The following is a 19151-nucleotide window of genomic DNA, read 5'->3' as shown; positions in this document are numbered from 1 at the left end:
TCACGTTATACAATACGCCTTATGGAAGATTCTGTATTCGACATTGCCGTCATCGGGGCCGGCATCGCAGGCGCTGCGGCAGCGTGGGCACTCGCAGGACGCCACCGCGTCCTGCTCCTCGAGGCGGAAGATCAGCCCGGCTATCACTCGACCGGGAGGTCGGTCGCTATCCTCAGTCGGACGTATGGTTCCGATCAGGTTCGCGCTCTGACTGCAGCCAGCCAGTCTTTTCTTGCTGCGCCGCCAAACGGGTTCGCCGAAAACCCGCTGCTGACGCCGCGCGGCTTATTATTTGCCGCAGGCCCCGACGACGGCCATCGGTTGGACGACCTTGCCGCGCGAGCGGACGCGGTTGGCGTTTCAGTGCGCCACCTCAACGCGGCAAGTGCGTTGTCCCTGGTACCCGTTTTGCGTCCCGAGTGCCTCGCGGCTGCACTGTATGAGCCGGCCGCTGCCGACATAGACGTCGCCGCGCTCCATGCCGGATTCCTTCGCGGAGCTCGACGGCGCGGCACACAGCTTCTCTGCGGGGCGAGGGTAGCCTCGCTCGATCGATCGGGCGGCGTCTGGCAGATTGCCTGCGGCGACCGCCACTTTTCCGCTCTCATGATCGTGAACGCGGCGGGTGCATGGGCGGACAACGTGGCAGAGTTGGCAGGCGTGGCGCCCGTCGGAATCTCCCCGCTCGCTCGCACTGTTGCCACATTCGATCCCGCCGCCGAGGTTGATTCGGGCGATTGGCCGATGGTGATGGCGGCCGATCATACCTACTATTTTAAACCCGATTCGGGCCGGGTGCTGGCATCTCTCTCCGACGAGCAACCAGCGGTGGCGGGGGATGTCCAGCCGGAGGAGCTGCATCTGGCCGAACTCATCAATCGCCTCGAACAGGCGACGACGATGGTGCCACGACGACTGCATTCGCGCTGGGCTGGGCTACGTAGCTTTGCACCGGATCGTAATCTGGTGTGCGGACGCGATCCTGCACAGCCGGCCTTTTTTTGGTTGGCGGGCCAAGGCGGCTTTGGGATCCAGACGGCGCCCGCCGTAGCCCAACTGGTCGCAGCGCTGGTCAATGGCGACGCCCTTCCGGAGCAACTCGCCGCAGCGGGCGTCTGTGCCAATGCGCTCGTGCCTGACAGGCTGCGGCTCAGCGAATGATATGAGCGGTTGGGCCGCGAATTTGTGCGCGGCTGCGACTATTGCGGCACTGGAAAGCGGATGCGCGAGCGCAGCAAGCGCGAGCACTGCTCGCAGCAATCCAAAAGAGCTTCAATGACGTGTCGGGGAGGCGCGCGGTCCGTCAGCGCGTCACTTGTCAGCATGATCGTGACGACGCAGGCCAGCGCTTCTTCGAAATCGAACACCGGGGCGGCCGCCGCGCCGTGACCGAGATCGAACTTGTCGAGCGTCCAGCTGTAATAGTCCCGCTGGATGGCGGCAACCTGCTCGGTAAAGTTGTCCGCATCTTCGACCCGGAAACTCGCTTCGCGCGACTTCAGATGCGCGAGCAACTCGCGCCGGCGCTCGCGCGACTGAAACGCAAACGCGACACGCGCACTGGGCGAATGCGGTAAGCTCAGCATCAAACCCGTCTCGACTTCGATCCGGATCGCCGATCGTGCCGCGAAACACCGCCGCACCACTGCGTCGCCGCCAGCCGCCGTGCAGATCAATACCGTCAGCCCGAGTTTGTCCCTCAAGGCCGCAAGCGGTTCCCCCAATGCCTCCGGCAAGTCTGGCAAGGCGGAGGCAAGATGGCCCCAGCGAATAACGCGCCAACCGAGCTGAAATCGGCGACCTCGATTGCTCCGTGTCACGATGCCAAGCCGCTCGAGATTGGCAAGATGGCGCGATGCGCGCGACTTGGTCAGTCCCAGGACGGTCGCGACCTGCTGCACGCCGACCGGCGCGGCGCTTTCCGCCAGAAAATCGATGATCGCCGAGGTGGTTGCGACGACTTCTATGGTCGGCGCGGCGGTCGACGGTGCCTGTCTGCGGGGATCACGATCGTTCATGCCCGACTTATAGCGGGTGTTGCGCCTGCCGCAACTACTGTGAGACAGTGTTGCGCTATGCGATCCAACATGATCTATTTAGATGCAAGTGAGGGAACGCGAGAAACGAGATGGCGAGTGCGCTGCAGAATGAACGGTTGACGCGGGTAGGGCCAGGCACGCCCATGGGCGAACTTCTGCGACGCTATTGGCATCCGTTCGCGGCAATCGCGCAGGTCGACGAGGGAGGCGTCATGCCGGTTCGTCTACTTGGCGAGAACTTGGTCGCATTTAAAACGAAGGACGGCAGCTACGGCTTGGTCGACCGGCAGTGCCCGCATCGTCGCGCCGACCTGCTGTTCGGGATCATCGAGGATGATGGTCTTCGCTGCAGCTATCATGGATGGTGTTTCGCGCCCTCCGGCAAGTGCCTGAGCCAACCTTTCGAGGACATTGCTAACCCGGCCGCCCGATTTCGGGACAAGATCACGATCAGGGCGTACCCCGTAGAGGCCAAGGCCGGTATGTTATGGGCCTATATGGGGCCGCAGCCTGCACCGCTCGTGCCCAATTGGGAGCCGTTCACCTGGGATAACGGGTTCCAGCAAGTCGTCTTCGCCGATGTGCCGTGCAACTGGTTCCAGTGTCAGGAGAACAGCCTCGACCCGGTTCATTTTGAGTGGATGCACCGCAACTGGTCGTCGGTCCTCAAGGGACACGGGTCTTACGGGCCGACCCATCTAGAACTCGAATTCGATGAATTCGAGTTCGGTCATATCTATCGGCGGGTGCGCGAGGACACCGACAAGGACAATCCGCACTGGACGGTCGGAGCGACGGCGTTGTGGCCCAATGCCTTCTTCCTCGGCGACCATATCGAGTGGCGCGTCCCCGTCGACGACGAAAATACGCTGTCAATCACTTGGATGTTCCACCGCGTCCCGTCGGACCGTGAGCCTTACAGTCAGGCACGCGTCCCCTACTGGAAGGGTCCAGTTAAAGACCAGCACGGCAATTGGATTACCAGCCACGTGATGAACCAGGACATCGTGGCCTGGGTCGGGCAGGGGATCATCGCCAACCGAACCGAAGAGCATCTGGGCCGCAGCGACAAAGGCATCACAATGCTTCGGCGCAGCTTTGAAGACAACATGAAGGCGGTCGCGGAAGGTCGCGACCCCAAGGGGCTGATCAGAGATCCCGAGAGCAATCGCTGCGTAGAACTGCCGATCAAGCATAAGGAAATGTTCACGCGCTCGATGACGCTAGAGGAAAGCCGGCGGTTGGGCGACACGCTGCAGTATCGCCTTAACCGCCCCGATTATCAGCATCAGGTCGGCCAGCCCGATCAGGTGAAGCTCGAATATCAGATCGCGATGGGGATGATCCCGGAAGACGCAGCGGAGCCGGTCTAGGCCGCGAACCGCCAAGCAAGCAGGAGCAGGATATCATGAAGCTTGGTACAATTCAGCACGCGGGTCGCCCGACGGTGATAGCGCGGGTGGACGACAATTCCGCCGTCGCGCTTGACTACCGCTGGATGGAGGATCTCATTGAGGCGGGCAATGCGGGTCTCGATGCCGCAGCGCGCGCAATCGACGAGGCGCGAGCGGGTCGCGTCGCCATCATCGACCTTGCGAACGCCGACTGGATGGCGCCTAATCCGCGCCCGTCGAAGATCCTGGGTTGTGCCGTCAACAACAACAATCTGAACTCGAAAGCGGTTAAGCCGATGACGGCACCGATGTTCTTCATAAAGGGGCGATCGGCCTTGACCGGTCACCTTAAGACGATCGACATCCTGCCGGATCATGGTCAGTCGATCCCTGAGCCCGAGCCCGTCGCTGTGTTCGGCAGACGCGCAAAGAATATCGCCCCCGAAGATGTCCTCGACTATATTTTCGGCTGGACCCTGACCAACGACGTGACGGCGAGCGGCGTGAAGTTTGGTCAAGATTCGATCGCGTTGAAACAGACGGCTGATATCATCAAGCCACATCACACTGCGTGGCGTCCGAAGTTCGAGGGCGAGGACACGTATCTCCTGTTCATCTATCATTCGAAGTCGAAGGCCGCGGACACGTTCGCTGCGATGGGTCCGTGGCTTACCACCAAGGACGAGGTTCCCAACCCAAACACGCTGCATGTTCAAGGCTATATCGACGGCGAATGCTACGCCGATGATAGTACAGCGAACTATTTCTTCCCGGTCGAACGCGTGCTGTCGGAGGCGACCAAATGGTTTACGATGGAACCCGGCGATTGCATCCACACCGGCACCGCGTCCAAAGGCACCGAGAAGCATCCCAAGGGCAATATTGGCACCTATCTGGGCCAATATGGCGGCAAGACGACTGACGTCGTGATCGACGGTCTCGGCAAGCTGACCAATACCATCAACCTGTTGTAGGTCGCGAAAGCGGTCGGCGAGGCACGCAGTGGCACAAATCGTACTTGGAATCGGTTGCGCACATACGCCGCAGCTTCATACACTCGCCAAGGACTGGGACCTTAGGGCCGATCGCGATCGGGCCGACGGCATCCCGTTATGGTTCAAGGGCCGCAAGCTGAAATACGCGGAGCTTGAGGCGGAGCGGGCCGGCGAGCGGCTGGTCGAGAAGCTCGACCAGCCAACGCGTCAGGCCGCACTCGACGCAAGCTTCGCCGCGATCGACAAGCTTCACGACATCTTCGTCGAAGCCAATCCGGACGTCGTGGTCATCCTGGGAAATGATCAGCACGAAATCTTTTCGGAAATCGTGCCAGCGTTCGCCATCATTGCGACCGACCAACTTACCAACGTACCTCGAACCGAGGAGCAGAATGCACGATTGCCAATCGGTATTGAGATCGCGGATCATGGCCATCTGCCGGATGAAGCAGTCGCCTATCCTGGTCAGAGGGCCTTGGGTCTGCATCTGGCGCACTATCTTGTCCGAGAGGCCGGCTTCGACATCGCATTGTGTCACGAGAAGCCGACGGTGCGTAACGACAAGTCGCTGCTTTACGGCTTGCCGCACGCCTATGGCTTTCTGTTCAAAAATGTGATGCGCGATGAAGTAAAGCCGACCGTGCCGGTCGATGTGAACTGCTGGTATTTCGACAATACCCCGACCGCGCGGCGCTGCTTTGATTTTGGCGGAGCGGTCGCGGACGCGATCGGGGCTTGGGAGAGTGACGCGCGGGTGGCGATACTCACCACCGGTGGACTTACGCACTTCGTCGTCGATCGCGAATGGGACGAGATGTTCCTCGATGCGATGAAGCGCGGCGATGCGGAGACCCTGTCGGCCATTCCGCAGGAGGAACTGATGGCGGGCACCTCTGAGTGCAAGAGCTGGATCGCCACCGCGGCTGCGATGGTTCGGGCCGGGCTGACGATGGACGTCGTCGGGTACCAAACGCTCTATCGCACGGAGGGCGGGACCGGGAGTTCCTGCGCCTTCGTGAGCTGGAAGTAGCGACCCTCGCCGACGTACGCCTCTCTTTTGTCTTGAATCATCTTCGACGGCGGCCTTTCTCATGATCGAAACGACAGTCCTCATTTCCGGTGCCGGCCCAGTCGGTCTCACCCTTGCGCTCGATTTGGCTCGTCGCGGCGTCGCGTGCATTGTCGTAGAACGGCGCGAGGCTGGCGAACCACCGAGTGTGAAATGCAATCACGTTGCCTCGCGCACTATGGAAGCGTTTCGACGGTTGGGCCTTGCGTCCAAGATCCGCGCGGCCGGCCTGCCGGCCGACTATCCCAATGATTGCGTATATCGCACATCGGTCACTGCTGGTCTCGAGATCACGCGCATCCCAATTCCAGCCAGCGGTGAACGCTGGACTGACTTCGATGGCCCTGACACCTGGTGGCCGACGCCCGAACCACCGCACAGGATCAATCAGATATTTCTGGAACCGCTGATCTTCGCGCACGCAGCCGAGCAACCCCTGATCACCATTATCAACGAATGCGAGCTCGTTGAGGCCGAGCAAAGCGAAACTTGCGTCGTCGCCACTATCTGCGACCTTCGAACCCGGCTCTCGCGCAAGGTTTCATGCACCTATCTGGTTGGCTGCGACGGCGGACGCTCGCTTGTCCGGACACTGATCGGCGCAAAGCTGCATGGCGATCCTGTCGTACAGCGTGTGCAGTCGACTTATATTCGCGCTCCGCAGCTTCTCGATATGATCCAGGGACGGCCGGGATGGATGAATCTTTCGCTCAACCCGAGACGGTCCGGCAACACGGTTGCGATTGACGGACGTGAGACTTGGCTGATTCACACCTATCTTTACGAGCATGAGGAAGATTTCGACGCGGTCGATCGGGACGCGTCTATCCGCACCATTCTCGGCGTCGGCGACGATTTCGAGTATGAAGTGTTGAGCAAGGAGGACTGGATCGGTCGCCGGCTGGTGGCCGATAAATTCCGTGATCGACGCATCTTCATCTGCGGCGACAGCGCCCATCTCTGGGTGCCCTATGCTGGCTATGGTATGAACGCCGGCATTGCCGATGCGATAAACCTCGGATGGCTCCTCGCCGCCAGGCTTGTCGGTTGGGGTGGGGACCATCTCCTCGACGCCTACGAGGCGGAACGCCTGCCGATCACGGAGCAGGTCTCGCATTTCGCGATGAACCACGCGCTGGGCGCGATTGCCCATCGCCGCGCAGTGCCGGCTGCGGTCGAGGCGGCTGGCCCAGCAGGGCAAGCCGCACGCGACACACTCGGACGATCGGTCTATGACCTCAACGTCCAGCAATATTGCTGTGGCGGGTTGAACTATGGCTATTTCTACGATCGTTCGCCGCTGATCGCCTATGACGGCGAATCCGCGCCTGGCTTTACGATCAGCGAGTTCACGCCGTCTTCGGTGCCGGGCTGCCGGACGCCGCATTTCTGGCGTGCGAACGGTCGTTCGGCCTATGACGATTTCGGGCCATGGTACACCTTGCTACGCTTCGATCGATCGATCGACGTGGTGCCGCTGGCTGCCGCCGCGGCGGCGTGCGGCGTGCCGCTCAAAATACTCGACATCTCGCCTGATGAACGCACCGCAGTCTATCGCCATGCTCTGCTGCTCTCGCGCCCGGACCTGCATGTCGCGTGGCGCGGCGATGCGCTGCCGGGCGATCCGGGAGCTCTGATCGATCGGATTCGTGGTGCCAGAGAGGATAACGCATGAAATTCGTCACTTTCACCGTCGCGAACGGCCTGCCAACGCCAGGTGCCATTGCCGGCGATGGGCACATCCTCAACATCGCCGCTGCGGCGCGTGCCGGGGGCGGGGTGCCACTCGATGACATGCTCGCCGTCATCGCTGCGGGTCGCGCCGGCCTCGCGCGTATCGCCAGCTGGCTCGCAGAGCCGCCTGCGGGCATGTTGGTTGACAGCAGGGAAGCGTCGTTGCTGGCCCCGCTTATGCGGCCGACCCAGATTCGTGACTGCGGTAATTACGAGAAGCACGTCTCGCAAGCGATCGCCGCCGCGCAGCAGTTACGCGCCCGCGCGACGCCTGATCCCGAGGCGACTTTGGCTAGGTTTCGGGCCGCAGGCGCTTTCGACATCCCGCCGGTCTGGTATGAGCAGCCGCTGTACTACAAGGGGAACCCGATGACAGTGGTCGGCCCTGACGCCGACATCGTGCGGCCAAGCGCCGCCAAGCTGATGGACTATGAGCTAGAACTCGCCGCGATCATCGGTGGCCCAGCGAAGAATTTGAGCGAAGCCGACGCGCTCGACGCGGTGTTTGGATATACTATTTTTAACGATTTCAGCGCGCGTGACCTGCAATCGCGCGAGACCTCATTTCGCTTCGGCCCGGCCAAGGGCAAGGACTTCGACACCGGAAATGCGATCGGGCCGTACATCGTATCCGCCGATGAGATTGCCGACCCGGAAGCGCTGACGATGATTGTGCGGGTGAACGGTGTCGAGAAAGTGCGCACTACCAGCGGCAACATGCAGCATTCAGCGGCGAAGACGATCGCCTATATCTCAACCGACGAAACGCTCCATCCGGGCGACTTGATCGCGTTCGGAACGGTGGGCGATGGCTGCGGCTATGAGAGCCTCACCTTTCTCGACGACGGCGATGTCGTCGAGCTGGAAGTGGAAGGCATCGGCGTGCTGCGCAATCGTCTAGTTTCTGCCTAACCGGCGAGGCACGCGATGCGCAGGTTTTTCGCGCCATTCGCCAGCACCCCGATATCGGTCCCAACAGAGACAAACGTAAAACCCTGCGCGATGCGGGCGCGGGCGTCATCCGCATCGAGCGCGAATATTCCAGCCGGCTTGTTGGCCCCTTGGATCGCGGCGAGAGCTTGCGCGATCGCCCTCTGTACATCGGGATGGCGTGGTTGGCCTAGATGGCCAAGCGACGCGGCCAAATCGGCCGGTCCGATGAAGAGCGCCTCGACGCCCTCGACCGCCGCGATCTGGGTAATTGAGCTGAGGCCGGCGCGGGTCTCGATCTGACAGATCAGCGCCGTCCGATTGCGCGCTTCAGCGAGATAGCTCGTGTTCGACCCGAAACCCGACGCGCGGCTGGTCGCACTGGCGACCCCCCGGATACCCTGCGGTGGAAAGCGCGTAGCTGCGACCAACGCTTCGGCCTGCGCGGCTGTGTCGACCATCGGGACCAACAACGTCTCGAACCCGATGTCGAGATACTGTTTCATGAAGGCCGGCTCGCCGACTGGAACGCGGGCGATGGGATGGAGTGAGTATGGCGCACAGGCCTGGAGCTGCGCAACAAGGGTCTGCGCTGTTTGGGGAGCGTGCTCGCCGTCGAACAATAACCAATCAAATCCCGCACCGGCGCAGATCTCGGCGGTGTACGGGTTCGCCAGCGCCTGCCACAACCCGAGCAGTGGACGCCCCTCAGCGCACAGCTTGCCAAAGAGGCTCATGCGAACCGCACCGCGATCGAACCGAGCGGACCATAGTCGACATGAAAGGTATCGCCACGGGCTGCGGGCACGGGTGCCGTGAAGCTCCCGCCAAGGATGATCTCGCCCGCTTCTAATCGTTCATCATGCGCCGCGAGCTTGTTCGCGAGCCAGGCCGGTCCGTGCGCCGGATGGCCAAGCACGGCGGCGGCGACCCCCGATTCCTCGATCACGCCGTTGCGATGCAGAAGCGCTGACACCCAGCGCAAGTCGACATCATGCGGGCGGATCGGGCGGCCGCCAAGCACGAGACCGGCATTTGCGGCATTGTCGCTGATCGTGTCGAACACCTTACGCGTGACGCCGCTGGCCTGATCGACTTGTTCGATCCGGGCATCAATGATTTCGATCGCAGGTACGATATAGTCGGTCGCATCGAGCACATCGAAGATCGTAAGTCCTGGGCCCTCGAGACTCTTTTTAAGCCGGAAAGCGAGCTCGACTTCGACTCTGGGCACGATGAAGCGATCAATCGGTATGTCGCGCTGATCAGAGAACAGCATGTCGTCGAGCAACAGGCCGTAATCAGGTTCGGTAATGTTCGAAGACCGTTGCATGGCACGGCTCGTTAGACCGATCTTGTGACCGATCGCCTTGCGGCCGCCCGCTAGCTTCCTTGCCGTCCAGGCACGCTGCACCGCATAAGCGTCCTCTATCGTCATGTCAGGATTGTCGCGGGAGAATTGCGGCAACTGACGCCGCTCGCGTTCCGCCTCGTCCAGGCGCTCAGCCAGCGCTTCCACCGTGTCGTGCGCCAAAGCCATCAGATTGCTTTCGTTGTCGCCAGACGGCGGTGAATGCTGTTGTGCTTCCAGCCCTCTGCTTCCTCGACATACATCGACAAAGCGACGGGACGGCGGTCGAAAAGGTCCCCCAAATGGTCGCGGACCTCCGCGAACAGAGAGTCAAAGAAGCTCCGGCGGAACTCAGCGCTGCGGCCAGCGCCCATTAGTACGCGAAGGTCGATAAAGCCGTCGTTTGGGTTCGCGCCGTCGGCGATGACATAGCTGTCGGTGCGCAGGCCGCGCACACGTATGCCGCCAACGGGAAAGGTACCGTCGGCGCGCTCGCGCATCGTTTCGGCGATCAACCGAAGCAGTGCACCGAGATCGAAGTCACTCGCCAGATTGGCAGACCATTCCACGGTAACGTGTGCCATCACGCGATCTCCATCGTGGCCGTCGTGCAACCGACAGAGAAGATTGGGATCGGGTCGTAGTGATGGACCGTCCCTCTCCCGCCGGCCGCGGCTGCGGTTGCCACGAAAGTGCGGATCTCGAACCCACCCTGACCCGCGTCGCGATAAATCTCTTCGTCGGAATAGCCGATCAACGTGTCACGATCGTTCGCCGCCCATCGCGCCAAAAACTCGAGATCCCACGCCTCATTGATCCGGCCGCTGTCAGGCGTTGCCGGCCAATGCGAGATCCCACCGGTGCCGACCAGCGCGATCCGTTCGGGCACCCCATCAGCCGCGCGTCGGATCGCCTCGCCAAACGCCCAGGCGCGCGATAGCGGCGTGAGGGGCGGCCCTTGGCAGTTGATGTTCGCCGGAATGATGGTGAGGCGGTTGCCAGGATCGAGGAAGTGCAGCGGCACCATGATGCCGTGGTCAAATCGCCACTCTTCGCAATAGGCAACGTCGACCGTGTGCATCATCTCGGCGATCAGGCGTTTCGACAGCTCTGGATCGCCGCGCACTTCGCGGTGGGGTATACGGAGCCAGTCGGGATCCTCGATCGGCCCGTCATAGGTTTCGCCCATGCCGATCGCATAAGGGGGCATGTTGTTCATGAAGAAGTTGGCGAAATGCTCTGCCGCGATGACGATCAGCGCGTCAGGTCGGGCGTCCCAGAGTCGCTCGCGCAGCCGGTCATAAGCCGCGTAGAGTGCATCCCGCTGGACCGGCGGTGCGCGATCCGCGCGACCTGTTATTCCTGGGCCGTGACTGCAGACACCGGCAAATACGAGGCTCATGCGCCTGCCACCTTTTCATCGACCCTGGTGGTCATCGCATAAATTCCGGCTCGGACCGGGCCATGCATCTTCACGCCATCACGCATCCGTTGAAGATAATCTGACCATTCGATGCCGCGCTGCGCGGCATAATGCATCAGAATCTGGCCGTTTACCCCAAGAACGTAGAGGAGCCCGATGTCCGGTTCGAGCACGGCTTGGCGCTCGTCGTCGGTCAGCCGGTAGCGATCGACGACCACAGTCGGCTCGGTGACGAACGCTGCCTTGAGCGCCTCGTCGCGATTGAGTTCGAACAGGAGCTTGCTGAGCGTATAGAGACTCATATTGCCTCTACATGATTGACGAGCCTTGCTACGCCCTCGATCTCGCAGGTGACGACATCGCCCGGCGCTACGAAGCGGAGGCCATGCGGCGTTCCGGTGAGGACGAGGTCGCCGGGCATTAAAGTCATAAAACTCGACAGATGCTCGATCAGCTGCGCAACCGAGAAGACCATATCCGCCGTCGAGCCCTGCTGCACGATGTCGCCGTTGACCGTCGTCGAGAGCGCCAACCGTTGTGGGTCTGCAATGTCTGCCGCATCGACGATCCACGGCCCAAGCGGGGTCGTACGGTCGCGATTCTTTACGCGCAGATTTGGCCGGTAGTAATTCTCAAGATATTCGCGAATCGCATAGTCATTGGCGACCGTGTAGCCAGCGACATAGTCTAGGGAATCCGTGATCGAAACTCTGCGGGCTTGGCGGCCGATGACCGCCACGAGCTCGCATTCGGGGTGCATCTGGTTAGCATCCGCAGGGCGAGGCGTCGCGGCGCCATGACCCACAAGCGCATTGGCGCCTTTGAGGAAAATCAACGGCCTCTTGGGGGCGGCAAAGCCAAGTTCCGCCGAGTGATCGACATAGTTGAGGCCCAGCGCGAAGATCGTCGCACCCGGTTCCGCCGGCGGCAGCCACCGCGCATCGGCGACCGCGATCATCGGGCCACCATCGAGCATGACGGCGTGATCATTATCCACCAACGTTCCCCAGCGTGCCTTGCCGGCATGGCTCAACCGAGCGCGCTTCATGCCTCTTTCTCCACGCCGATATGGGCGACGAGCGGCAGTCTATCGCCGCATTGGACGGTAACGGTCTGCCCCGGGCGGGCTTTCGGCGCATCGCCCGCGAGCCCAATCAGAAGGATGTCGCCAGGCAGGAGCGACATGAAACAGCCGATATCGTGCAAGAGCTCCGGCATGGGACTCACCAGTCGGTCGAGTGACCAACGATGCACCTCATGACCATCGATCAGCGTCACGATTTGTTCGGTCGGATTTGGAAGCGCTCCCTCCGGCCCGAGCGGCAGGAAGCCGTCGCGACATCGTTCGCGGATCGCCGGACGGAAATAGCAGTCGTGGGGTTCGCTCACGTCGATGGCGAGTCGCGCAGCCACTGGCTGTCCCCTGTCGCCGATCGCCAGCGCCAAGGTCGCGGCGACCGTAACCTCGGCAATATCGGCCGGCACCGCCACGATCGAATCGCTCGCGGAAATTGTGTTGCGCGGCTTGATGTAGAGGACAGGTGCTTCGGGCGGCGCCCTATAAGGCGCCTCCAGAAAGGCCCCCGACAAGGCCGCGCGTTCGCTCTGGTCGTTCAAGACGACGCCATAGACCGTGCCCGAAATCATGCTCTGAAATATACTTAGCAATGATAAGTTGTCAACATACAGCGCGACCGTTATTGCGTTCACATCAACCATGGAGACTATGATGCCGTCATCCCGCGAAGCCGCTCTTGCGACCGTCGCCCGTATGCCGAATCCGCTCGGCCACTTCATCGCCGGGGAATCCGTAGCCGCGGGCGGGCAGCCGTTCGACGTGCTCGAACCGGCGACCGGCGGCGTTATCGGGCAGGCCTTTGACGCGAGCCCCGACGAGGTTGACGCAGCAGTGGCGGCGGCGCGGGACGCGTTTCCGAGTTGGGCTGCGCTGTCGGGTGAAAAGCGCAAGGCGCTGCTTCACCGGGTCGCCAATATGATTGAAGCGCGCGCCGACGAGATCGCGGGCGTGGAATGTCTCGATGCTGGCCAGGCATGGCGCTTTATGTCGAAGGCAGCGGTACGCGGCGCCGAGAATTTCCGTTTCTTCGCCGATCGCGCGCCGGCCGCGCGCGATGGTCAGTCGCTTCCCAGCTCCGACCATCTTAACGTCACGACCCGGCATCCGATCGGGCCGGTCGCCGTGATTACGCCGTGGAACACGCCTTTCATGCTCTCGACCTGGAAGATCGCGCCTGCGCTCGCGGCCGGCTGCACCGTCGTGCACAAGCCCGCCGAATGGTCGCCTTATTCGGCGCGACTGCTCGTCGAGATCGCGCACGAGGCCGGGCTCCCGGCGGGCGTTTTCAACGCGGTGAACGGTCTGGGGGAGACCACCGGCCGGCGGCTTACCGAGCATCCGGACATCAAGGCTATTGCCTTTGTCGGCGAGTCGAAGACCGGTTCAGCCATCATGCGGCAGGGGGCGGATACGCTGAAGCGCGTCCATTTTGAACTGGGTGGGAAGAATCCGGTGGTCGTCTTCGCCGACGCCGACCTTGAGCGTGCGCTCGATGCGGCGGTCTTTATGATTTACTCGCTCAACGGACAGCGCTGCACCTCCTCGTCGCGGCTGCTTGTCGAGCAATCGATCCATGACCAATTCGTGGCAAGGCTCGAGGAGCGCGTGAAGCAACTCAAGGTTGGCGATCCGTTCGACCCTGCGACAGAAGTCGGCCCGCTGATCCATCCGCGTCATTTGGAGAAGGTCCAGAGCTACATGGCTGTAGCGCGCGACGATGGGGCGACGATCGCCGTAGGCGGCGAGCGGCATGGCGAAAGCGGCTATTTTTTCCAGCCGACTCTGTTCACGCAAGGTCGCCAACATATGCGGATTGCGCAGGAGGAGATTTTCGGCCCTGTTCTAACCGTGATTCCGTTCGACGGCGAGGCGGACGCGGTCGCGAAGGCGAACGATGTTGCTTATGGTCTGGCCGCGTATTTATGGAGCGGCGACGGCGGACGGGCATTGCGCGTCGCCAACGCGCTCAACGCCGGCATGGTGTGGGTGAACAGCGACAATGTCCGTCACCTCCCAACGCCGTTCGGCGGCACCAAGGCAAGCGGCATCGGTCGCGACGGGGGCGACTGGAGCTTTGACTTCTATATGGAAACGAAGAACATCGCGCTCGCATATGGTACCCACAACGTGCCTCGGCTCGGCGTCGCATGATGGCATTGCGCCGCGAGGCGTGTCTGATCGGCGGTCAATGGGTGACGGGTAACGAGTGGCTTGAGGTGGACGATCCTGCGACCGGGATGATCATCGGTCGCGTCCCTTCGTTTGGAGCAGACGAAACCGCCGCCGCAATCGATGCAGCGGCGGCGGCAATGCCAGCCTGGGCGGCGCTGGCAGCGAAGGACCGTGCGAACGTGCTTCGCAGGCTGTTCGACTTGGTGATGGCTCGCCAGGAGGAGCTGGCGCAGCTGTTGACGGCGGAGCAGGGCAAGCCGCTGGCTGAAGCGCGCGGCGAAATCGCCTATGCGGCGGCGTTCCTCGAATGGTTCGGCGAGGAAGCGAAGCGCGCCTACGGCGAAATCGTGCCAGGGCCTGCTGCCGACAAGCGCATCCTCGTGCTGAAGCAGCCGGTTGGCGTGGTCGCCGCGATCACGCCCTGGAATTTTCCGGCGGCGATGGTAACGCGGAAACTGGCGCCGGCGCTGGCAGCCGGCTGCGCGCTCATTCTCAAGCCCGCCGAACAGACCCCGTTCACGGCGCTGGCGATCGGCGCACTTGCGCAGGAAGCAGGCGTGCCGGCCGGCGTGCTGAACATCGTCACTGGCGATCCTGTTGCGATCGGCGGCGTCCTCACCGCGCATCCGCGCATCCGAAAGCTCAGCTTCACCGGTTCTACTGCAACGGGCGCGAAGCTGTTCGCCCAGTGCGCGCCGACCATCAAGAAGCTTAGCCTGGAACTGGGTGGGAATGCGCCATTCATCGTATTCGACGATGCCGATCTGGATGCGGCTGTGGCTGGCGCGATCCTGTCAAAGTTTCGTAACGCGGGCCAGACCTGCGTTTGCGCCAATCGCTTCTACGTCCAGTCCGGCGTCTACGAACCTTTCCTCAACCGGCTTGTCTCGGCGGTGTCGGCGCTGCGGGTGGGTCCCGGTACCGACGAAACCTGTACAATCGGCCCGCTGATCAATGAAGCGGCGATTGCAAAAGTCGACCGCCATGTTGCCGACGCGCTCGACAAGGGCGCGCGCCTGTTGTGTGGCGGCGCGCGGCGTCATGGCCGCTTCTATACGCCGACCGTAATCGGCGATGTCACGAGCAGCATGCTTGTCGCGAACGAAGAGACGTTTGGTCCTTTGGCGGCTGTCGTCCGTTTCGAGACCGACGACGAAGTTCTCGCACTGGCCAATGACAGTCCGTTCGGTTTGGCTGCTTATGTTTACGGCCGGGACCTAAGTCGGCTCTGGCGAATCATGGAGGGGTTGGAAACTGGAATTGTCGGTGTCAATACGGGGCTGATTTCAACCGAACTCGGCCCATTCGGTGGCGTCAAGGCCTCTGGTGTTGGCCGCGAAGGTTCACGGCACGGGCTCGATGACTATCTTGAGCTCAAATATGTCTGCCTAGGTCTCTGACGGGATTTTGCCTGAGCTCGCGGCTGATCCGATCGCCTCAGTCAACGCTTTGAGCTCGGTGATCAGCGCGGTGATTCGCTCTTGGCCGAATTGTTCGGTATAGTCGTCGAGCTTCGCTACGGTCTTAGCGGAGGTGCGCCGCATCAAGCTCTTGCCGGCGTTTGACAGCGACAACACCGAGCGGCGGCCATCGCCGGGGTGGGGCGCGCGCAGCACCAGGCCGCGTTCGACCAGATCCTTGAGAATGCGAGCGACGCTTGGCGCATAAAGCAGCGCTGTCCCCGCCAGCGCGGTCGGCTCGATATATCCGTGATCGTCGAGCACGCGCAGTACACGCCATTGATGTTCGGTGACCGCCGCATCGCGCAGCATCGGCCGGATCGGCGACATGACCGCCTCGCGCGCGGCAAGCAGCGTACCGGCGAGGGAGTCGCTATAGGCGGGCAGTTTGCGGTCCGGCTTCTTCATTCAATAGCGTGATTGCCAGTGAGTGTCCGGCCAGGCAACCGACTTCAGTGGAGGCAGTCTGGAGCAGCCGGAATCGATGATGCCTTGCTGCCAAGGACAAGGCGCTGACCAACCTTTGACCGCGGCTTGATCATCAGAATGAGATCGTAGCCAAGCGGTCGAGGAAATCCTCGCACAGCGCTAGTTGCTCGAGCGAAACATATTCGTCAGGCTTGTGCGCTTGGCTTATGGACCCGGGCCCGCAGATCACCGCAGGTATGCCTTGTTCCTGAAAAAGACCGGCTTCCGATCCGAAGGTGACGAACCCCGGCGGCTGATTGCTGCCGGCAAGGCGCCGAACATAGCTGACCAGCGGCGCATCCTCCGCTATCGCAAATCCTGGCACCCGTCCGTTCAGCGCCAGCGTGATATCGGCCTCGGGCGCCGTCGCCCGCATCTCGGGCAGGAGTTCGTCGCGCACAAACTCTTGAAGTTCGTTGAACAGGACGTCCGGATCAGTCCAGGGCAAGGTGCGCATGTCGAAGCGCATCGTGCAGATCGCGGGTACGATGTTGCTTGCATGTCCGCCGGCAATAACGCCAGTCTGTAGCGTAGAATACGGAACCTCGTAGCCGTCGTGTCGGCGCTCCTCGGCCTTCAGCCGATTGGCAATGGCCCGGATGCGTACGATGAGCTGCGCGGCATATTCGACCGCGTTTACGCCGTAAGGAGCGAGCGCGCTGTGCGCTTCGCGTCCGGTGACCGTACAGCCATAGGCCGAGCCGGTCTTGTGACCGACGACAGCGACCATATTGGTCGGCTCGCCAACGATGCAGCCGCGCGGCCGAACGTCGCGTTTGACCAGATCTGCAAGGAGGTGGCGGACGCCGAGGCACCCAACTTCCTCGTCGAACGAGAAGGCGAGGTGGACCGGCTCATCCCGGCATTCCGCAACCAGCATGGGAACCTTGGCTAGTACCGCCGCGATGAACCCTTTCATGTCACAAGTGCCGCGCGCGAAGAGTTTCCCTTCGCGCTCGATCAGCTCGAAGGGATCGCTGCTCCAGTTCTGGCCGTCGACTGGCACGACGTCAGTATGGCCGGATAGGACTATACCACCCGCTCCTTCTCCGATCGTCGCGAACAGATTGGCCTTATCCTTGTTGGTCCCGTGCGACAAATGGCAGTCGATTCCGTACTGCGCGAGATAATCGCGCACCCACTCGATGAGCGCGAGATTGGAATTGCGACTGACCGTTGGAAAGCCGACCAATGTCCGCAGAATGGCAAGGGTCGACGCGCTCGGACGCCGGGCAGAGATGTCGTTCACCGAACCTTGCGCCCGTGGATGTGCTTCCAGGGCGACGGCATAGAATCGGTATCTTGGGGCACCTCGATCAACACTGGGCCATTGATCCCGCGCGCTTTCTCGATGGCCTGACGGAGCGCCTCGGGCCCCTCCGCGCGAATGCCGACTGCACCGAAGTTCTCGGCCAGCTTCACAAAATCCGGATTGTGGAGCACCGACGCGATCATTCTTCCACCATAGCTGCCCTGCTGGATCCGCCGCACATTGCCGAAATAGCCATCGCTGAATACCACAGCGATGAGCGGGATATTGTGCAGTACCGCCGTTGCCAACTCCGGCATCGTGTACATGAAGCCACCATCTCCGTTGATCGAGATAACGCGGCGCGAGCCCGCTCCAACTTGCGCACCGAGAGCTGTGGCGAAGCCATATCCCAATGTTCCTTGATAGCTCGAGGTGACGAACGCCCGGGGCGAGTGGACCGGAAATCCATAGCGCGCGACATACGCGATCTGTGTCATCTCATCGACCAGCACATCGTCCTCGCCCATCGCGGCGCGGATAGCGTCGACATAGGCCATCTGCGGCGCCATGTCGCGGGCGACACCCAAGCGAAACGCGGTACGCAACACGGCGATTTCCTCGGTGCGCGAGGGCCGGTTGTTTCGCTCGCGGGCAATCGCATCCGCCAGGGCGTCAGTACCTTCGGTCGCATCGGCGCGGATGCCGACTGCGGGCAGGGCGATGCGGTTCATCTCCGCCTGATCCATGTCGATCCGGATTACTTTCAACCGCGCATCGGTGCCCCATTCGCGAAGAATCTGCAGGCGCGTGCCGATGCCGATCACCACATCGACCTCAGGCCATTTGTCGATTGCCGCCGCAGCGGGGAGCGCATAATCATCGTCGTCATCGACCACGCCGCGCCCCATGTTGCGGCTGACGATCGGGGCCTGAAGCTGCTCCGCGAGGCGCCGAACTGCGGCGCCGGCGCCCTGAGCACCGCCACCAACGATAATCATTGGCCGCTCGGCTGCCGCCGCTATAGCTGCCGCCTGTGCGATCAACGTCGCATCAATTGGCGGATTGGAAATTTGCGGCCGGTCCTCCGGATAATCGCCGACCGTCAGCTGTGCCAGGATGTCGGGCGGGATCTCGAGCGCGACCGGCTGCGGACGCCCGCTCAACAATTGGCGGAAAGCCTCATCGATCAACCCGGGCACTTCGTCGGCATGGCTCGCCCGGGCGGCCCATTTGGTGAGGTTTCGCAAGACACCCGACTGATCGTTGATTTCATGGAGAGCGCCGAATCTCCGATCGAGCATCGCGCTGTTTATGGTGCTGGTCAGGCAAAGCATTCGTGCATTGCAGGCATAGGCTGTTGCGATTGCCGCGCCCGCGTTAAGGACGCCAGGGCCGGGAACCACGGCGCAGACGCCGGGCCGGCCTGTGACCATCGCATACCCCAACGCCATATAGGCGGCACCCTGTTCGTGACGCGTATGAATCAAACGAATCCCCTCTCCGCCACGGGATAGCGCGTCGAACAGCTGATCGAGCTGGACGCCCGGGACGCCGAACATCGTATCGATGCCCCAGCGCTTCAGGCCGGCCACTACGAGGTCGCCGCCCGTCCTTCGCGTGTCGACAGCTATTGCCTTATCCATGCTCACCATCGGTTCTTTTCCCATTTTTCGTTCAGCCGCCAGAGAACAGATGCACTGTGAGGCTTGTTGCGTCATGCGATACCATGTTGCGCTATACGATCTAACTTAAATTGTCTATATCGCGATTAGACGGCGAGACATGA

Annotated in this window: 19 protein-coding genes; 8 read left to right on the top strand and 11 right to left on the bottom strand. The window is 61.8% G+C overall.

Going from position 1 to position 19151, the window contains the following annotated elements; translation table 11 throughout:
- The first annotated feature begins 21 nt into the window (after nt 1-21).
- Nucleotides 22-1161 (top strand): FAD-dependent oxidoreductase, encoded by a 1140-nt coding sequence (locus tag G4G27_RS17155; protein WP_183109766.1) that lies wholly within the window; start codon nt 22-24, stop codon nt 1159-1161.
- Nucleotides 1162-1199: 38 nt separating this feature from the next.
- Here G4G27_RS17155 and G4G27_RS17150 read toward each other — a convergent pair whose 3' ends face one another.
- Complete coding sequence (locus G4G27_RS17150; RefSeq protein ID WP_183109765.1) at nt 1200-2018, bottom strand: helix-turn-helix domain-containing protein; 819 nt, start codon at nt 2016-2018, stop codon at nt 1200-1202.
- Nucleotides 2019-2128: 110 nt separating this feature from the next.
- Between G4G27_RS17150 and G4G27_RS17145 the strand changes: the two genes are divergently transcribed.
- The 5 genes from G4G27_RS17145 to G4G27_RS17125 all read left to right on the top strand — a co-directional run bounded on the left by G4G27_RS17145 (nt 2129) and on the right by G4G27_RS17125 (nt 8143).
- On the top strand, nt 2129-3412 hold the full coding sequence (locus tag G4G27_RS17145; RefSeq protein WP_183109764.1) for an aromatic ring-hydroxylating dioxygenase subunit alpha: 1284 nt from the start codon (nt 2129-2131) through the stop codon (nt 3410-3412).
- A gap of 35 nt (nt 3413-3447) precedes the next feature.
- A complete protein-coding gene (locus tag G4G27_RS17140; RefSeq protein WP_183109763.1) occupies nt 3448-4407 on the top strand; it encodes a fumarylacetoacetate hydrolase family protein in 960 nt (319 codons plus the stop codon).
- 28 nt (nt 4408-4435) lie between these two features.
- Complete coding sequence (locus G4G27_RS17135) at nt 4436-5458, top strand: protocatechuate 3,4-dioxygenase (RefSeq protein WP_183109762.1); 1023 nt, start codon at nt 4436-4438, stop codon at nt 5456-5458.
- Nucleotides 5459-5519: 61 nt separating this feature from the next.
- Complete coding sequence (locus G4G27_RS17130; RefSeq protein WP_183109761.1) at nt 5520-7172, top strand: FAD-dependent oxidoreductase; 1653 nt, start codon at nt 5520-5522, stop codon at nt 7170-7172.
- The gene (locus G4G27_RS17125; RefSeq protein WP_183109760.1) at nt 7169-8143 is read left to right on the top strand and encodes a fumarylacetoacetate hydrolase family protein; all 975 of its coding nucleotides are present in this window, start codon (nt 7169-7171) and stop codon (nt 8141-8143) included. Before G4G27_RS17130 ends, G4G27_RS17125 begins: the two co-directional genes overlap by 4 nt.
- Here the strand turns inward: G4G27_RS17125 and G4G27_RS17120 are convergent.
- From G4G27_RS17120 to G4G27_RS17090, 7 genes are read right to left on the bottom strand one after another with little or no spacing between them, the layout of a single operon-like run.
- A complete protein-coding gene (locus G4G27_RS17120; RefSeq protein WP_183109759.1) occupies nt 8140-8898 on the bottom strand; it encodes an HpcH/HpaI aldolase/citrate lyase family protein in 759 nt (252 codons plus the stop codon). The two genes, G4G27_RS17125 and G4G27_RS17120, sit on opposite strands and share 4 nt — an antisense overlap.
- Nucleotides 8895-9701, bottom strand: coding sequence for a 2-oxo-hept-4-ene-1,7-dioate hydratase (gene hpaH / locus G4G27_RS17115; protein ID WP_183109758.1), 807 nt, complete (start codon nt 9699-9701; stop codon nt 8895-8897). Before hpaH ends, G4G27_RS17120 begins: the two co-directional genes overlap by 4 nt.
- Nucleotides 9701-10096, bottom strand: coding sequence for a 5-carboxymethyl-2-hydroxymuconate isomerase (locus tag G4G27_RS17110; RefSeq protein ID WP_183109757.1), 396 nt, complete (start codon nt 10094-10096; stop codon nt 9701-9703). The genes hpaH and G4G27_RS17110 overlap by 1 nt, the downstream gene beginning before the upstream one ends.
- On the bottom strand, nt 10096-10914 hold the full coding sequence (locus G4G27_RS17105; RefSeq protein WP_183109756.1) for an extradiol ring-cleavage dioxygenase: 819 nt from the start codon (nt 10912-10914) through the stop codon (nt 10096-10098). The genes G4G27_RS17110 and G4G27_RS17105 overlap by 1 nt, the downstream gene beginning before the upstream one ends.
- Nucleotides 10911-11237 carry an aromatic ring-opening dioxygenase subunit LigA gene (locus tag G4G27_RS17100; protein WP_183109755.1) on the bottom strand — a complete coding sequence of 109 codons (327 nt, stop codon included), beginning with the start codon at nt 11235-11237 and terminating at the stop codon, nt 10911-10913. Before G4G27_RS17100 ends, G4G27_RS17105 begins: the two co-directional genes overlap by 4 nt.
- Nucleotides 11234-11968 carry a fumarylacetoacetate hydrolase family protein gene (locus G4G27_RS17095; protein WP_244624388.1) on the bottom strand — a complete coding sequence of 245 codons (735 nt, stop codon included), beginning with the start codon at nt 11966-11968 and terminating at the stop codon, nt 11234-11236. Before G4G27_RS17095 ends, G4G27_RS17100 begins: the two co-directional genes overlap by 4 nt.
- A gap of 11 nt (nt 11969-11979) precedes the next feature.
- The gene (locus G4G27_RS17090; RefSeq protein WP_244624387.1) at nt 11980-12654 is read right to left on the bottom strand and encodes a fumarylacetoacetate hydrolase family protein; all 675 of its coding nucleotides are present in this window, start codon (nt 12652-12654) and stop codon (nt 11980-11982) included.
- On the opposite strand from G4G27_RS17090, the gene hpaE reads away from it, so the two are divergent.
- Nucleotides 12653-14164: a 5-carboxymethyl-2-hydroxymuconate semialdehyde dehydrogenase gene (gene hpaE, locus G4G27_RS17085; protein WP_345940650.1), complete on the top strand. Its 1512-nt coding sequence runs from the start codon at nt 12653-12655 to the stop codon at nt 14162-14164. The genes G4G27_RS17090 and hpaE overlap by 2 nt on opposite strands.
- A complete protein-coding gene (locus tag G4G27_RS17080; protein ID WP_244624386.1) occupies nt 14164-15585 on the top strand; it encodes an NAD-dependent succinate-semialdehyde dehydrogenase in 1422 nt (473 codons plus the stop codon). The genes hpaE and G4G27_RS17080 overlap by 1 nt, the downstream gene beginning before the upstream one ends.
- Here G4G27_RS17080 and G4G27_RS17075 read toward each other — a convergent pair.
- The 3 genes from G4G27_RS17075 to G4G27_RS17065 all read right to left on the bottom strand — a co-directional run bounded on the left by G4G27_RS17075 (nt 15574) and on the right by G4G27_RS17065 (nt 19008).
- Entirely contained in the window at nt 15574-16053 is a 480-nt protein-coding gene (locus G4G27_RS17075) for a MarR family transcriptional regulator (RefSeq protein ID WP_183109751.1), read from the bottom strand. The two genes, G4G27_RS17080 and G4G27_RS17075, sit on opposite strands and share 12 nt — an antisense overlap.
- Nucleotides 16054-16186: 133 nt before the next feature.
- Complete coding sequence (argE, locus tag G4G27_RS17070; RefSeq protein ID WP_183109750.1) at nt 16187-17362, bottom strand: acetylornithine deacetylase; 1176 nt, start codon at nt 17360-17362, stop codon at nt 16187-16189.
- Nucleotides 17359-19008, bottom strand: coding sequence for a thiamine pyrophosphate-dependent enzyme (locus tag G4G27_RS17065; protein ID WP_183109749.1), 1650 nt, complete (start codon nt 19006-19008; stop codon nt 17359-17361). The genes argE and G4G27_RS17065 overlap by 4 nt, the downstream gene beginning before the upstream one ends.
- Nucleotides 19009-19151 lie beyond the last annotated feature (143 nt).

The sequence above is a fragment of the Sphingomonas sp. So64.6b genome, from assembly GCF_014171475.1.
Classification (GTDB): Bacteria; Pseudomonadota; Alphaproteobacteria; order Sphingomonadales; family Sphingomonadaceae; genus Sphingomonas; species Sphingomonas alpina_A.
Note: the sequence above shows the minus strand (reverse complement) of the source record. Positions and strands in the feature narration are given on the sequence as shown.